Annotated in this window: 13 protein-coding genes; 3 read left to right on the forward strand and 10 right to left on the reverse strand. The window is 36.6% G+C overall.

All coding sequences use genetic code 11. From position 1 onward, the window contains the following. Positions 1-28 precede the first annotated feature (28 nt). Positions 29-2,419, reverse strand: coding sequence for a penicillin acylase family protein (locus tag EKL96_RS00085; protein ID WP_126457410.1), 2,391 nt, complete (start codon positions 2,417-2,419; stop codon positions 29-31). Between the two features lie 174 nt (positions 2,420-2,593). Here EKL96_RS00085 and EKL96_RS00090 point away from each other — a divergent pair, with 174 nt between their 5' ends. Together EKL96_RS00090 and EKL96_RS00095 are read left to right on the forward strand one after the other, a co-directional pair. Next, positions 2,594-3,235 carry a flavin reductase family protein gene (locus tag EKL96_RS00090; RefSeq protein ID WP_126453105.1) on the forward strand — a complete coding sequence of 214 codons (642 nt, stop codon included), beginning with the start codon at positions 2,594-2,596 and terminating at the stop codon, positions 3,233-3,235. 2 nt (positions 3,236-3,237) lie between these two features. After that, positions 3,238-4,770: a cryptochrome/photolyase family protein gene (locus EKL96_RS00095; RefSeq protein WP_126457411.1), complete on the forward strand. Its 1,533-nt coding sequence runs from the start codon at positions 3,238-3,240 to the stop codon at positions 4,768-4,770. Positions 4,771-4,848: 78 nt separating this feature from the next. Here the strand turns inward: EKL96_RS00095 and EKL96_RS00100 are convergent, their stop codons facing one another. After that, complete coding sequence (locus EKL96_RS00100; RefSeq protein ID WP_126457412.1) at positions 4,849-5,256, reverse strand: glycine zipper family protein; 408 nt, start codon at positions 5,254-5,256, stop codon at positions 4,849-4,851. Positions 5,257-5,357: 101 nt separating this feature from the next. Further along, positions 5,358-6,644, reverse strand: a complete 1,287-nt coding sequence (gene kynU / locus EKL96_RS00105) for a kynureninase (protein WP_126457413.1) — start codon at positions 6,642-6,644, stop codon at positions 5,358-5,360. 67 nt (positions 6,645-6,711) lie between these two features. Here kynU and EKL96_RS00110 point away from each other — a divergent pair, with 67 nt between their 5' ends. After that, entirely contained in the window at positions 6,712-6,924 is a 213-nt protein-coding gene (locus EKL96_RS00110; protein ID WP_126457414.1) for a hypothetical protein, read from the forward strand. A 524-nt stretch (positions 6,925-7,448) separates the two neighbouring features. Here EKL96_RS00110 and queA read toward each other — a convergent pair. The 7 genes from queA to rsgA all read right to left on the reverse strand — a co-directional run bounded on the left by queA (position 7,449) and on the right by rsgA (position 13,273). Then, the gene (queA, locus tag EKL96_RS00115) at positions 7,449-8,498 is read right to left on the reverse strand and encodes a tRNA preQ1(34) S-adenosylmethionine ribosyltransferase-isomerase QueA (RefSeq protein ID WP_126453091.1); all 1,050 of its coding nucleotides are present in this window, start codon (positions 8,496-8,498) and stop codon (positions 7,449-7,451) included. 199 nt (positions 8,499-8,697) lie between these two features. Beyond that, complete coding sequence (gene aroA, locus EKL96_RS00120) at positions 8,698-9,915, reverse strand: 3-phosphoshikimate 1-carboxyvinyltransferase (RefSeq protein WP_126457415.1); 1,218 nt, start codon at positions 9,913-9,915, stop codon at positions 8,698-8,700. Positions 9,916-10,035: 120 nt separating this feature from the next. After that, positions 10,036-10,362: a nucleotide pyrophosphohydrolase gene (locus tag EKL96_RS00125; protein WP_126453086.1), complete on the reverse strand. Its 327-nt coding sequence runs from the start codon at positions 10,360-10,362 to the stop codon at positions 10,036-10,038. Beyond that, positions 10,359-11,348 (reverse strand): virulence RhuM family protein, encoded by a 990-nt coding sequence (locus EKL96_RS00130; RefSeq protein ID WP_126457416.1) that lies wholly within the window; start codon positions 11,346-11,348, stop codon positions 10,359-10,361. The genes EKL96_RS00125 and EKL96_RS00130 overlap by 4 nt, the downstream gene beginning before the upstream one ends. Before the next feature lie 2 nt (positions 11,349-11,350). After that, complete coding sequence (locus EKL96_RS14365) at positions 11,351-11,680, reverse strand: type ISP restriction/modification enzyme (RefSeq protein WP_233579241.1); 330 nt, start codon at positions 11,678-11,680, stop codon at positions 11,351-11,353. A gap of 117 nt (positions 11,681-11,797) precedes the next feature. Then, entirely contained in the window at positions 11,798-12,250 is a 453-nt protein-coding gene (gene dtd, locus EKL96_RS00140; RefSeq protein ID WP_126457417.1) for a D-aminoacyl-tRNA deacylase, read from the reverse strand. 45 nt (positions 12,251-12,295) lie between these two features. Then, positions 12,296-13,273 (reverse strand): ribosome small subunit-dependent GTPase A, encoded by a 978-nt coding sequence (gene rsgA / locus EKL96_RS00145; protein WP_126457418.1) that lies wholly within the window; start codon positions 13,271-13,273, stop codon positions 12,296-12,298. Between the last annotated feature and the right edge of the window lie 164 nt (positions 13,274-13,437).

The following is a 13,437-nucleotide window of genomic DNA, read 5'->3' on the forward strand; positions in this document are numbered from 1 at the left end:
TTAAAGTTTTAATAACTTTAAAAAACAATCATTTTTTATAGGGAATAAACACCAATTTTGTAGAAGTCCTAACAATCTCCTTTTCGTTCAGTTTCATTCTTCTGAATTTTCCTGAATTATACAATTCCGCCTGATCGTTATAATGTGCACTGAATGGATTTCCGGATTGTCCCGTTGGCAAAATGGCCCAGCTATTTTCAATGTCTGAGAAATCAATAATTCTTCGTGTTGAAGGGCCGCCTTTTACTTGATACTGACCCGTTTCGGTATAATCAAAAAACAAATTATTAATCACTTCCGTTGAACCTGAAACTTCAAATGGACCAACATTAAATATAGTTCTTAAAGCTGCGATTTTACCCAACGGATGCTGATGTTCCAGAGTATGTACTTTGTTCCAGGTCCAAGCTGATACGGAATTGCCCAATTGTTTTTCTAAAGCAGCAATCGATTCCTTGAACGATAGCGACACGATTTCTCGCCTTGTTTCCGAATGGTTTTTTGTATTGATATTATCCCACCACAGTGAGTTTTTGTTTTCAAGTTGTCTGGCGATCATTTGCTTCATGATATGCGTGCCTAAAAACTGCTTGAAATTAGCAGCTCCCAGTTCGTCCTCAAAAGTATTTTTTAAATAATTAAAAATCCATTTATTATAGATTGTGGGTGCTACATCATCCAGATTATTAGAACCTTTCCATTTTTTCAAAACAGCAAAGGCTTCTTTTTCATTATTTGAAAGCGTAGTGTAATCCAGATTCGAAATTAAACGTGCTACAACGTCAGGCGCAACTGGTGATGTATTATCAAAAATCATGCTGCCCACAGTTGCCTTATTCCATTTTGTTTTTTTATTCAATAATTGCGTGATTCGTTTGGCTCTGTCTTCAGGAAGGTAATAGCCCGGATACAAAAATCCGTCTATTGCCTCTGGTTGATTATTGGCTGAATACACGTAATTCCATTTTGGATTCACCGCTGAAGGATTTTTGGAGAAATCCAAATATTCCTTGATATCGTCTTTCCCGCTCGCCCCATCCAAAATAAAATTCGGATTCACGCCTTCATTATGCTTGTATAATTTTCCTGTTGCCCACCATGCAATATTTCCTTTGGAGTCACCATACATAACATTCAGTCCCGGTGCGGCTATCAGAGCCACTCCTTTTAGAAAATCTTCCTTGCTTTCAGCGTGCGAAAGCCTATACACTGCGTCCAGAATTCGTATGGGTTGTTGGGTATAAATCCAAGACATTGCCACTGGTTTGTCCTTATCCAGCCCAACAATTAAATCATTCATGATAGGCCCGTGACGACTCACTTTTACATTCAAAACCACATCAGTAGAATCTTTTATTTTTATAATTTTTTGGCGAATTTCATAATTCCTATACCCCGTTGGTGTTTTGTAAGCGGTCGCATTTCCAGGACTATTTTCTTCTTGGTACAAATCAATATCATCATTTTCAAACATGGTTAATCCGTACGCATAGTTACGGTTATGTCCCAATAATGGGAATGGAGTACCTGCTAAATAGCAACCGTACAATTCAAAATCCGGAGTTACTAAGTGCGCTTCATACCAAGTTCCGGGTTGCGAAAACCCAATATGTGGATCATTGGCAAAAATCACTTTTCCTTTTTTAGTTTTCTTTGGAGAAAGAACCCAGCTGTTGCTTCCTATAAAGGGTGGGATAGGGGATTGGTCTAAAAGTGAGGCTACTGATTTTGAAATAGCAGCATATTCCTGTGGCTTATGTTTTGCATTTTTTATTTTTGTGGTATTAAATGAACCGTCAATGCCAAAATCCTTGAGATAGTCCATTCCGTACTTGTTCCGAATATCCGTCAACAAAGGATCTGACTTATGGGCCATAGCAAAACTAAAAGACATGTATCCAAAAATATTGTAGACGTCTTTTATGGTAAACTTTTCTTTTTTGACACCAACTAAACTGAATTCTATTGGCGTAGTTCCCTCTGCCATATATTGGTTTATCCCCTCTAGATAGTCCATTGTCAATAGATAACTGGAACTTTTCTTATCTAAAGTTGCGATTGCTTTTGCGGAAGCTTCTTCGATTCCTAATCCGGCAAAAAACAGATCACTTTTCAATGCAACTGGTCCAAAAATTTCTGACAATCGTCCCGGAGCAATACGCCGCATCAATTCCATTTGCCACAATCGTTCTTGCGCATGTACGTAACCCAACACAACCATAGCGTCCCTTGAACTTGCCGCATAAATATGAGGCACTCCAAATTCATCAAAATAAACTGTGGTTTCCTTTCCAATATTTTTAAGTTTTAGTTCCCCTTCATAGGTTGGCTTTAAATAAAACCCATAAATCAACACAACTATTGCTGAAAGAAACAATAAAGAAAGTAAAACCAGAAGGACCTTTTTAAGTGTTTGCATCTTTACATAAATTGGCAACAAATATATAAGATTTATAAGTCAATTAGAACAATTTACTTATAATGTGTTTGTTCAAAACTAATTCAAAATAAATAATTGAGCCCTATTTGTTATTTTGTTTGATTTATTTACATTTTAATTAAACAAAAAGTATATTTGTTCAAAAGTAAAAAGATGAAACATATTTCTCAAGAAGCTATTTCCAAAATGGAAAAAATTGAAAGACTGAATTTAATCAATTCGTGCACGGGTTATAAATCAGCGAATCTTCTTGCTACAAAATCATTGGACGGAAACACTAACGTAGCAATTTTTAGCAGTATCACACATTTAGGTAGTAATCCTGCCATAATTGGATTCATTATGCGACCCACAACCGTTCCCAGAGACACCTACAAAAATATAAAAGAGACTGGTTATTTTACGGTAAATCACATCACTGCTGACATGATTGCCGATGCGCATCATACCTCCGCAAATTATGATTTAGGCGTTTCTGAATTTGATAAAACAAGCCTGGAAGAAGAATACAAGACCAACATTGAAACTCCTTTTGTAAAAGGAAGCCCTGTGCAGTTGCATTGCAAATATCTAAATGAATATTACATCCAGGAAAACAATACAATTCATGTAATTGCAGCTATCGAAAATTTATTTTTTGAGGAGAAATTAATACATAAAGATGGGTGGTTACAAATTGATAAAGGCAATGTTGTGGCGCTAAACGGCCTTGATGGCTATTGTTTACCCAAACTTATCGACCGTTTTGAATATGCCCGAAAAGAAGTTTCTACTGTTTCCTTTTACAAAAAATAAAAATGAAAAAACTACGATTAATCCTTGGAGATCAACTCAATTTAAAACACTCCTGGTTGGAGGAGAAAGATCATAACACTATTTATGTGCTGGCCGAAATGCGTCAGGAAACAGCGTATGTAAAACATCACATTCAAAAAGTGGTGGCCTTTTTTATGGCGATGAGAAATTTTTACACAGCCCTACAATCACAGGAACATCAAGCCTTATATTTTCAAATTACTGATGGCGATAATCCTCAGGATCTAGAAAAAATTATTGCTTTCTGTATCGAAAAATATAAAATCGAAAAATTTGAATATCAATTCCCTGATGAATACCGATTGGACCAACAACTAAAAACAATTTGTTCCAATCTAAAAATAGAATCAGAAGCTTTTGACTCCGAGCATTTTTACACTACGCGTCATGACCTTTCCGATTTTTTTGAGGGTAAAAAGCTGTTGCTGATGGAAAATTTTTATCGCAGCATGCGTAAAAAACATCATTTGTTAATGAATGGGTCAACTCCTGTGGGAAATCAATGGAATTTTGATGCCGATAATCGCAAAAAATACAAAGGAGAAGTTCCTGTGCCTTCTGAAAAGAATTTTCACACCAATGTTTCTAAAGTTGTTGCCCAAATTAAAGAAGCTGGGATCATCACTTTTGGAAACATCGATTTAGATAATTTCAGTTGGCCTACTTCGCGCGAGCAATCGTTCGAGGTTTTAGATTATTTCTGTAAAAATCTGTTGAAACATTTCGGTGATTACGAAGATTCAATGCATACCGATGAAAAATTCCTTTTCCATTCTCGTTTGTCTTTTGCCATGAATAGCAAAATGCTTTCGCCAAAGGAAGTCCTCGAGACCGTGATTGCTTTTTATCATGACAATGAAATAGAAATAACTATCTCACAAGTAGAAGGTTTTGTGCGTCAAATTTTAGGCTGGCGCGAATATATAAGAGGAATATACTGGAAAGAAATGCCTGATTATGCTAAAATGAATGTCTTGCAAAACAAAAACAAGCTTCCTGATTTTTTCTGGACAGGTAAAACCAAAATGAATTGCATGAGCCACGCGATTAATCAAAGTTTAGATGAAGCCTACGCGCACCACATCCAGAGACTTATGATTATTGGGAATTTTACACTATTGACACAGATTCATCCTGACGAAGTAGACGCTTGGTATCTGGGCGTGTATATTGATGCGATTGAATGGGTTGAAATGCCCAACACACGCGGGATGTCACAATATGCCGATGGCGGAATAATTGCCACAAAACCCTATGTTTCCTCTGGAAGTTACATCAACAAAATGAGTAATAATTGCTCTAAATGCCACTACAATGTCAAAGAGAAATTTGGCGACAAAGCCTGTCCCTTCAATACGCTGTATTGGAATTTCCTAGATGAGAAAAAAGAGTATTTCAAAGGGAACCAACGCATGGCAATGATGATGAATTTATTGAACAAAATGAATCCGGAAGAAATGTATAAAATCAAAGTTAAGGCGAACGAAATTATAACTAATATGGATTCCTATTAAACTAGATAGCGCTAAATAAAAAGGGGTGTTTAAATTCTTTTTGAACTTAAACACTCCAAGCTATATTGAAAAATCTATTTACTGTTTTTTACTATCTAAAATAGCGCCTGTACCTGCCCCTACTCCCGCACCGGCTAAACCACCTATTATAGCACCTTGTCCTTTTTTCTTACTGATGATTGCCCCTGTGGCAGCACCAACGCCGGCACCAATTACGGCTCCTTTTGCAGCACCACTCCAACCTTTATTTTTTGTAGTAGTCCCCGCTGTTTGTTGATCCACAACAACTACTTCTTTTTGAGTTTCTACTTTAGCTTCCTGGATTTTAACCATTTCTACCTGCATGGAGTCGATCACCCTTTGTTTTTCGATTTCAACTTTCATGGAGTCTACAGTAGCCTGTTTGGCTTTTTGAATGTCCATTTTTCCTTGATTTTGACAAGAAACAATACCTGCAGCTATTAGTATAAAATATAATGCTTTCATAATTTTAATTTTCATAATTAGTACGAATACAAAGAAAGGCTTAACCCTGTTAATTACGTTTATAAAATTAAAACTATTTTTTGTGTTATTTAATGCCCGTTTTAAGACTGAATTCCTGCTTTCAAAATTTGCCCAAATTGATATATATCCTCAAAAGAAGTATACAGAGGCACTGGCGCTAAGCGGATAACATTAGGTTCACGCCAATCCGTGATTACTCCATTTTGCATTAAATAATCAAACAAACTGCGGCCTTCCCCATGAAGCAAGACGGACAATTGTGACGCTCTTTCTGTGGGATTTGACGGTGTTATAATTTCGAAACTACTATCCACTTCTTTGTCTATTTCATGCAGAATGAATTCTAAATAAGAAGTGATCGCATCTCTTTTTTGGATCAAAGCATCCATCCCAATTTCATCAAACATGTCTACAGATGCTAAATAAGGCGCCAGAGAAAGTATTGGAAGATTACTAATTTGCCAGCCATCAGCGCCTTGAATAGGATCAAAGGTTTGTTCCATCTTGAAACGACGTTCTTTATTATGTCCCCACCATCCGGCAAATCTGGGTAACGCTGCATTGTTGTGGTGCTTTTTATGAATAAAACATCCAGAAGCATTTCCTGGCCCTGAATTCATGTATTTATAACTGCACCAAGCTGCAAAATCCGCATTCCAATCGTGCAATTCCAGCTTAATATTTCCTGCGGCGTGCGCTAAATCCCAGCCTACGTAGGCTCCCACTTTATGACCTGCAGCGGTAATAGTTTTCATATCAAATACCTGTCCTGTGTAATAATTGACTCCCCCAATTAAGACCAAAGCTAACTCATCACCTACTTCCTCAATTTTTGCCAACACATCTTCTAAGCGAATGTTGTGTTCGCCATCGCGACGCTTAATCTCAACAATTGCATCCTCGAGTTGTATCCCCAGGTTTTGGGAGTGAAAATCGACCTGACTTTGAAACATATATTGATCCGAAGGAAATGCTTTTTCTTCGCAAATAATTTTATATCTGGTTTGTGTAGGTTGGTAAAAGGAAACCATCAGTAAATGAAGATTTACCGTTAATGTATTCATCACGGTAACTTCGCTTGGTAAAGCACCAACAATTTTACTCAACGGATCTGCGAATCGTTCGTGGTAATCCCACCATGGTTTTTCACTGTAAAAATGTCCTTCAACAGCTAGATTTGCCCAATCATTCATGACTTCATCTACATACGCTTTGGTGCGTTTCGGCTGCAATCCTAAAGAATTTCCAGTAAAATAAATTACTTTTTTTCCTTGTACCTTCGGGAAAATAAATTCGTCTTGGTATTTGTGTAAAGGATCTTGTAAATCGAGGTGTTTTGCAAATTCAAGGGTGTTTTCGAAAATCATGATTTGTATTTTGTTTTGTAAAAGTAGTGAAAAAGTACCACTTTGAAAAAGGCCAACGTCGCATTGAATGAGGACAGAGAGAAAAGAAAAAAACTATTTATCCGGCAAAAGAGTTATTGCCTATGAAATGATATTCTCTGCGGGAAATTTCAATAAAGATTTTGAAACTACTTATAACAAAAACGGAACTACGAGACAGCAAATTTTTACTGGATTCACGTTAACTCAAAGTGTGAGTATCCAATCTAAGGAAGTAAACAAAATTGAAAAATTATCGTGACAATCCCGTGAATTGATTAATTCTGGCGTGGAATATTAGTACATCAAACTGGCCGAACTAAAAATAAAATGATTGCTCAGGCAACTAAAGATGCAAGTATACGAGCCACGAGTATTGCTGAGAATGCAGACTCTGACTTACGAAATCTAAAAAAAAGCAGGTATCGGTGTTTTCAAATTACAATTTAAGATTTCAGAATATATATTAAGTCGAGCGCAGTCAAAACTCAACGCGGTATCTCGACTGCGCTCGACTTGACAAAAAAATAGCTGTAACAAATTTATTCAGACACAAAATTGAGATGCCGTTTTAAATTTCTTTTTACACAAAAAGTCCTCACATATTCCAAACGTTTTGTGTGAGGGATGGAAGCGGCATCCTTTATTTTCTTTCTTTAAGAAAATAAAGATACAGCGTACAGCGCGACCCTTGGGGCACACCCTTATAAAACTGCGCTCGGAATAAACCAAAAGATCTCGCCATTGCTGACGAGATCTTGTTATTTAGACTGAAATGAATTCAGATTAGATGATCATCATTGCATCACCGTAAGAATAGAATTTGTATTCTTTTTCGATTGCTTCTGCGTATGCTTTTTTCATTAAATCGTGGCCACAAAAAGCGGAAACCATCATTAATAAAGTTGATTTTGGCGTGTGAAAATTAGTAATCATACAGGTGGGAATCGTAAATTCATGAGGTGGAAACACAAATTTATTTGTCCATCCGTCAAAAGGATTCAGTGTATTATGTGACGAAACTGAACTTTCTACGGCACGCATAGATGTTGTTCCTACGGTACAGATTCTTTTTTTATGAACTTTTGCGTTATTTACAATATCACATGCTTCTTGAGTGATTTTTAATTCCTCGGAATCCATTTTGTGTTTTGATAAATCCTCAACCTCAACCGGATTAAAAGTTCCCAAACCTACGTGAAGGGTTACTTCGGCAAATTTGATCCCTTTGATTTCCAGTTTTTTCATTAAATGTTTAGAGAAATGCAATCCTGCAGTTGGCGCTGCAACAGATCCTTCTTCTTTGGCATAAATAGTTTGGTAACGTTCCGCATCTTCCGGAGTTACGTCTCTAGAAATGTATTTTGGGATTGGAGTTTCTCCAAGTTCCGTTAATTTATTTCTGAATTCTTCATAAGAACCGTCGTAAAGAAAACGCAATGTTCTTCCACGAGACGTAGTATTATCTATCACCTCAGCGACTAAGGAATCATCATCTCCAAAATACAATTTGTTACCAATTCTGATTTTTCGGGCCGGATCTACTAAAACGTCCCAAAGTCTTTGCTCTGCATTTAATTCTCTAAGTAAAAAAACTTCGATTCTTGCGCCTGTTTTTTCCTTGTTACCATACAAACGTGCCGGAAAAACTTTAGTATTATTGAGAATTAAAACATCGCCTTCGTCAAAATAATCAATAACATCTTTGAACATTTTATGCTCTATAGTCCCTTTCTTACGATCTATAACCATTAGACGTGCTTCGTCTCTGTTTTCAGCTGGATATTCAGCAAGAAGTTCTTTTGGCAAATCGAATTGAAAATGTGATAGTTTCATCTTAAAAAGTTATAAGTTATGAATTATGAGTTATGTCCTTCGTCTGCGCTCAGGATGACAATCTTAATTCGAGTGTGCAAATATACGATTGTGAGATAGGCGTTGTCAAGTGTTTTGCAATTTATTTTTCCTCACACCAGCCCTCTCCAAAAGAGAGAGAAAAGGGAAACATCTTTTCGCCCAATGAATTGAGGGTTTTTTACGAAATTTCGAAACCTAAACTTTTTAAATCTTCCCAAAAATCCGGATATGATTTTGAAACGACTTCGGCATTTTCGATGATTATGGGTACTTTCAACGCTAATGGTGCAAATGCCATTGCCATTCTGTGGTCGTTGTAGGTTGCAATTTTAATGTTGTGATTGATTTCACTTGAAGTCAAAAGCGTCAAGCTATCATTGGTAACGGATATGCTCGCTCCGAGTTTTGTTAGCTCAATTCGTAGTGCTTCCAGTCGGTCTGTTTCTTTAATTTTCAAGGTATGTAAGCCTGTTAGATGGCAACCAATTCCTAATCCAAGGCAGGTAACAACAATGGTTTGGGCAATATCCGGCGTATTATTTAGTTCAAGATTTAGAGTTTGAGGAATAAAATTCCCTTGTTTGGTAAGCGTCATTTTATTTCCTTCAAAATGCGTTTCAACGCCCATTAGCTTATAGATTTCTACCAAAGCCGAATCGCCTTGTAAACTGGTTTCTGTATAACTGGTCAATGAAACAGTAGCATTTTCAGCCAAAGCAACCAAACTAAAAAAGTAGGAAGCCGAACTCCAATCGGATTCAACAGTCATTACTTTTGATGCTACTGCTTGTTTTGGATAAATAGTAATTACATTCCCTTCAAAACTGGTTTTAATGTCCAAATCATTCAACAAAGCCAGGGTCATTTTGATATAAGGAACTGAAGTGATTTCACCAACCAAAGTGATTTCAATACCGTTTTCCAGTTTTGGCGCCACTAATAATAAGGCCGATATGTATTGACTGCTCACATTGGCAGGAATGTTCACTTTAGAAGCTGTTATTTTTTGTCCTTTGATACGAATGGGCGGATATCCTGGTTCTTTCTCATAGGAGATTTTCGCACCTAATTGTTCCAAGGCTTCCACCAAAACTTTTATCGGGCGCTCCGTCATTCTTTGAGAACCAGTCAAAACTACTTCGCGGCTTTCGTTCACAGCAAAATAAGCGGTCAGGAAACGCATGGCTGTTCCTGCATGATGAATGTCAACTATTTCCTCGTTTCCTAGCAATGCTTTTTGCATGACTTCACTATCATCAGAGTTCGAAGTATTGGCCAAAGTAATGTTTGGGAATAAGGCCTGTAACAATAACAAGCGGTTTGTTTCGCTTTTTGAGCCAGTAACTGCAATTTGAGCTTGTAAATTGGATTGGGAAGTTTGTAACAGTAAATTCATTTTTGTAATTATGGGTTGTGAGTTATGAGATATGAATTATACTTTCATTTTTAACTCAAATAATTTTTGAGTCGCAATTTACCACTCCGCATTTATAATTCATAATTTATACTTCACAAATTATTTGAGTTTTTCATTGTTTTTGTGACGGTCTTTGTCTCGAATGGATTTTAGATCCATTTTTTTATCAAAAGCGGCTTGTAAATCAATTCCGGTTTGGTTGGCTAAACACAATACCACAAAAACTACATCGGCTAATTCCTCGCCAAGGTCTTTGTCTTTATCGCTTTCTTTTTCGGATTGTTCGCCGTAACGACGGGCGATGATTCGGGCCACTTCCCCTACTTCTTCGGTAAGCTGCGCCATATTGGTCAATTCGTTAAAGTAACGAACGCCGTGTTCTTTAATCCAAGTATCTACGTCGAGTTGGGAATTTTTTAGGTTCATTTTTTTAGTTTTTTTATTTCTTTATCAAAATCAGAAATTATTTTCTGTGTTTTATTAAAGGCTTCATAGGCAGCGATTGCTTTTTTATCAGCTTGTATTTTAGAAATTTTCCCTTTACCATCCAAAACCTTATAATCATTAAAGTTTAGAAATTTATTCACACTTGTTGCCAATTGACTCATCGTAAAAGTATTCTCCCGCTCTATCAATCCTTCTATGTAATCAAAGTAACCCGTTACGGTGCGCTCCAATTGTTTAATTTCTTTTTCTTGTAAATAATTTTTGGCAACTACCACATCCGATTTCAAAACCCTTCCACTTGGACTATTTTTCCAAGTCGTTAATCCCATATTTTCCTTTTTGGCGTCGGCAGTTTTGGCTATTATTTCGGCAGCAGTATTACCGGTTATAGCAAAATGAAATTTATTTTGAACTGTGGCATAGAAATTTTTTGTGATATCGGCATTACTGTCATAGTCAATACTGCACTCCGCAAAAATATCCGTTACTTGCTGGTAAATTCTTCTTTCACTTGCGCGAATCGAACGAACTCTTTGCAGTAATTCTTTAAAATAATCTTTTCCAAAAATTGCTTGACCCTGTTTTAAACGATTGTCGTCAAGCACAAACCCTTTTATAATATATTCTTTTAAAGTCTGGGTTGCCCAAATCCTGAATTGTGTAGCTTTGGTAGAGTTTACTCTGTAACCTACAGAAATTATTGCGTCAAGACTGTAATGTTTTACTTTGTAGGTTTTGCCATCTGATGCAGTTGCCGAGAAAACCTCGGTAACTGCATTTTCTTCTAATTCCTTACTTTCAAAAATATTTTTTAAGTGTAATGAAACATTGTCTGCACTGCAGTCAAACAATAACGCCATTGCTTTTTGCGAAAGCCATACCGATTCGTTTTGCAGTAAAACATCAACACGTATTTCTCCGCTTGGTGCGGTGTATAAAATAAATTTTTTTACGTTTTCTTCCATAACTATTCTATTGCTATTGTATCAATTGCTTTCATTAAGCGATCGGTTTCGGTCAAAGCAACTATGATTTTTTGATAATGGGCAATATCGTCAAATTCCAGTTTGCGTTCCTTACGGTCTTTGAGCCATTTTTGAGCGGGTTGATAACCACCAATGTAGAAATTCCAAGCCACATCGGGAACGTTGTCGAAATATTGGGTTTCGTTGGTTGCGGCAACATCCGGAACAATACTTTCGATAAGTTGCTTCAAATCGCCACGATAGGTGTGTTCTGTTGCATTACCTCTTTTGTAGGCGGAATTTATATTTTGAATGTATTGTTCTAAAGTCATCTCAGTTGTATTTGAACAAATGTAAAGAATTGGAACCTAAAAAAACACCTTCAGTGAGGTGTTTCTTATAACAATTTCCGGTATTTACTTTTTATGTTTGGAGAGCTGTACGGAAACCTACTCTCTATTTTTACTGTCAATTACTATTGTTACAGGACCATCATTCAGCAAAAGTACTTTCATATCTGCACCAAAAACGCCAGTTTGTACTTTTTTACCCAATTCTTTCTCCAGCTGAAGCACAAAATTCTCGTATAATGGAATAGCTATTTCTGGTTTTGAAGCTTTGATATAGGAAGGACGATTGCCTTTTTTAGTAGCGGCGTGCAAAGTAAATTGACTTACCACAATAACATCGCCATCTGTATCCTTGACAGATAGATTCATAACGTCATTTTCATCCCCAAAAACACGGATATTGACTGTTTTTGAAGCTAACCAATTGATATCTTCTTGATTGTCTAAATCTTCAATCCCAACCAAAACCAACAATCCTTTCTGGATATCGGCTACGACTTTAGTATCGATGGTTACGGAAGCTTGGGAAACTCTTTGGAGGACGATTTTCATTCTTTTATATTCTATGTAAAATAGACGCGATAAATCGCGTCTCTACTATTCCCTGGTTTTGTCACTGATTATTCGATCCTCATTATGAATATCCGTACGGTAATTTTCATCGTCACCTTCGAGAATTTTAAGGTAACTTCTATAACGGGACCAAGCGATTTCATCTTTTTCTAAAGCCCCTTTAATAGCGCAATGCGGCTCATCTTTATGCAAGCAATTATTGAATTTACATTGCTCTTTCAACTTAAAAAATTCAGGAAAATAACCACTGATTTCTGCTGCATCCATGTCTACGATTCCAAAACCTTTGATCCCGGGCGTATCGATAATTCTGGCATCAAAAGACAAATCATACATTTCGGCAAAAGTCGTCGTGTGTTGCCCTTGTTTACTTGCTTCAGAAATTGTCTTTGTTTTTAAATGTAAAGAAGACTCCATCGCATTTACCAAAGTCGATTTCCCAACTCCGGAATGTCCAGAGAACATGCTCACTTTCCCAATCATCATTTCTTTCAATTCCTCTATTCCTTTCATTTCAGTCGAAGAAACGCGCAAACATTTATATCCAATTTCCTGATACACATGCTGCATGTACAATTGTTCATCCAGCGTGGCATCGTCTAGCGTATCTATTTTATTAAAAACCAGTATAGTTTCAATTCCATACGCTTCGGCAGTAACCAGAAAACGGTCAATAAAGTTAAAAGTCGTTGGCGGATTATTGATGGTTACCAGCAAGAAAACCCTGTCAATATTAGACGCAATAATATGCATCTGATGGGATAAATTCACTGATTTCCGAACGATATAATTCTTTCTGTCATGAATGTTATGAATGGTTCCCGTAACAGTATCGGATGATTCTTCTAGTTCATAATCCACAATATCGCCTACAGCAATAGGATTGGTGCTTTTGATTCCTTTAATTCGGAATTTCCCTTTCATACGGCATTCGATAAAATCCCCTTGTTCGGATTTTACGGTGTACCAACTTCCTGTAGATTTGTAAACGAGTCCTGTCATAAAGGATTATTTGATTGAAGATTAACTATTTTAGATTTCTGATTTAAAATCTAAGACTTTGCAAAGATAATTCTTTGTTTTAGGTTTAAAGTTTAAAAGTTTAAAGTTTTTCACTTTGAGCAACTTTACATACAATTAAAAATAGAAAATCCCCACAACTTTTG

This window comes from Flavobacterium sp. LS1R10 (assembly GCF_003968825.1).
GTDB lineage: Bacteria > Bacteroidota > Bacteroidia > Flavobacteriales > Flavobacteriaceae > Flavobacterium.

Bases quoted from the DNA above. Each gene is read 5' to 3' on its own strand.
- EKL96_RS00085 (WP_126457410.1), bottom strand. From the start codon at position 2,419: ATGCAAACACTTAAAAAGGTCCTTCTGGTTTTACTTTCTTTATTGTTT.
- EKL96_RS00090 (WP_126453105.1), top strand. From the start codon at position 2,594: ATGAAACATATTTCTCAAGAAGCTATTTCCAAAATGGAAAAAATTGAA.
- EKL96_RS00095 (WP_126457411.1), top strand. From the start codon at position 3,238: ATGAAAAAACTACGATTAATCCTTGGAGATCAACTCAATTTAAAACAC.
- EKL96_RS00100 (WP_126457412.1), bottom strand. From the start codon at position 5,256: ATGAAAGCATTATATTTTATACTAATAGCTGCAGGTATTGTTTCTTGT.
- kynU (WP_126457413.1), bottom strand. From the start codon at position 6,644: ATGATTTTCGAAAACACCCTTGAATTTGCAAAACACCTCGATTTACAA.
- EKL96_RS00110 (WP_126457414.1), top strand. From the start codon at position 6,712: ATGAGGACAGAGAGAAAAGAAAAAAACTATTTATCCGGCAAAAGAGTT.
- queA (WP_126453091.1), bottom strand. From the start codon at position 8,498: ATGAAACTATCACATTTTCAATTCGATTTGCCAAAAGAACTTCTTGCT.
- aroA (WP_126457415.1), bottom strand. From the start codon at position 9,915: ATGAATTTACTGTTACAAACTTCCCAATCCAATTTACAAGCTCAAATT.
- EKL96_RS00125 (WP_126453086.1), bottom strand. From the start codon at position 10,362: ATGAACCTAAAAAATTCCCAACTCGACGTAGATACTTGGATTAAAGAA.
- EKL96_RS00130 (WP_126457416.1), bottom strand. From the start codon at position 11,348: ATGGAAGAAAACGTAAAAAAATTTATTTTATACACCGCACCAAGCGGA.
- EKL96_RS14365 (WP_233579241.1), bottom strand. From the start codon at position 11,680: ATGACTTTAGAACAATACATTCAAAATATAAATTCCGCCTACAAAAGA.
- dtd (WP_126457417.1), bottom strand. From the start codon at position 12,250: ATGAAAATCGTCCTCCAAAGAGTTTCCCAAGCTTCCGTAACCATCGAT.
- rsgA (WP_126457418.1), bottom strand. From the start codon at position 13,273: ATGACAGGACTCGTTTACAAATCTACAGGAAGTTGGTACACCGTAAAA.